Origin of the sequence: Nonomuraea montanisoli (genome assembly GCF_013363975.1) — a bacterium.
GTDB lineage: Bacteria > Actinomycetota > Actinomycetes > Streptosporangiales > Streptosporangiaceae > Nonomuraea > Nonomuraea montanisoli.
This window is the reverse complement of the sequence record NZ_JABWGN010000041.1, coordinates 1,592-3,394: the sequence shown is the minus strand read 5'-3', so window position 1 is coordinate 3,394 and position 1,803 is coordinate 1,592. Positions and strand designations below refer to the sequence as shown.

Annotated in this window: 1 protein-coding gene; it reads right to left on the bottom strand. The window is 67.2% G+C overall.

Going from position 1 to position 1,803, the window contains the following annotated elements; all coding sequences use genetic code 11:
- On the bottom strand, positions 1-1,803 hold a 1,803-nt coding region (gene rpoB, locus HTZ77_RS44865), incomplete at both ends, for a DNA-directed RNA polymerase subunit beta (RefSeq protein ID WP_175595910.1).

Below are 1,803 nucleotides of genomic sequence, written 5' to 3'. Positions count from 1 at the left end.
CCGAGCTCCTCCGCCGCGCGGAAGACGTCCTCGTCGGTGTCGCGCATCTCGATGGACATGCCGTCGCTGGAGAGCACCTCGACGTTGAGGCACAGCGACTGCATCTCCTTGATGAGGACCTTGAAGGACTCGGGGATGCCGGGCTCGGGAATGTTCTCGCCCTTGACGATCGCCTCGTAGACCTTCACACGGCCCAGGACGTCGTCGGACTTGATGGTCAGCAGCTCCTGCAGGGCGTAGGCGGCGCCGTACGCCTCCAGCGCCCACACCTCCATCTCACCGAAGCGCTGGCCACCGAACTGGGCCTTACCGCCGAGCGGCTGCTGGGTGATCATGGAGTACGGACCGGTCGACCGGGCGTGGATCTTGTCGTCGACCAGGTGCAGCAGCTTGAGGATGTAGATGTAGCCGACCGAGATCGGGTACGGGAACGGCTCGCCGGAGCGACCGTCGAACAGGCGGGCCTTGCCGCTCTCCTGCACCATGCGGTCACCGTCACGGTTGGCGATCGTGCTGCCGAGCAGGCCGACGATCTCCTCCTCGTGGGCGCCGTCGAAGACCGGGGTGGCCATGTTGGTGCGCGGCTCGACGCGGTCGAAGCCCTTCTCGCGCAGCCGCTCGGCCCAGGCCTCCTCGATTCCGGAGATGTCCCAGCCGCGGGCGGCGATCCAGCCGAGGTGGGTCTCCAGCACCTGGCCGACGTTCATCCGGCCGGGCACGCCCAGCGGGTTGAGGATGATGTCGACCGGCGTGCCGTCCTCCAGGAACGGCATGTCCTCCACCGGCAGGATCTTGGAGATGACACCCTTGTTGCCGTGCCGGCCGGCCAGCTTGTCACCGTCGGTGATCTTACGCTTCTGCGCCACGTACACGCGGACCAGCTCGTTGACACCCGGCGGAAGCTCGTCGCCCTCCTCACGGGAGAACACCCGGACGCCGATGACCTTGCCCTGCTCGCCGTGCGGCACCTTCAGCGAGGTGTCCCGCACCTCACGCGCCTTCTCACCGAAGATCGCGCGCAGCAGCCGCTCCTCCGGCGTCAGCTCGGTCTCACCCTTCGGCGTGACCTTGCCGACCAGGATGTCACCGGGCACGACCTCGGCGCCGATGCGGATGATCCCGCGCTCGTCGAGGTCGGCCAGGACCTCCTCCGACACGTTCGGGATGTCCCGGGTGATCTCCTCCGGGCCCAGCTTCGTGTCACGGGCGTCGACCTCGTGCTCCTCGATGTGGATCGAGGACAGCACGTCGTCCTGCACCAGCCGCTGGGACAGGATGATCGCGTCTTCGTAGTTGTGACCCTCCCACGGCATGAACGCCACCAGGAGGTTCTTGCCCAGCGCCATCTCACCGTTGTCGGTGCACGGACCGTCGGCGATGACCTGGTTGACCTCGATGCGGTCACCCTCGGCCACGATCGGCTTCTGGTTGAAGCTCGTGCCCTGGTTGGAGCGCTTGAACTTGGCGACACGGTACGTCGTACGGGTGCCGTCGTCGTTCATGACCGTGACGTAGTCGGCCGAGACCTCCTCGACCACACCGGCCTTCTCCGCGCTGATCACGTCGCCGGCGTCGGTCGCGGCACGGTACTCCATGCCGGTGCCGACCAGCGGCGCCTCGCTCTTGAGCAGCGGCACCGACTGGCGCTGCATGTTGGAGCCCATGAGCGCGCGGTTGGCGTCGTCGTGCTCCAGGAAGGGGATCATCGCGGTGGCCACCGACACCATCTGGCGCGGCGACACGTCGATGTAGTCGACCTCCTCGGCCCGCATGAGCTCGGTCTCGCCGCCCTTGGTGCGCACG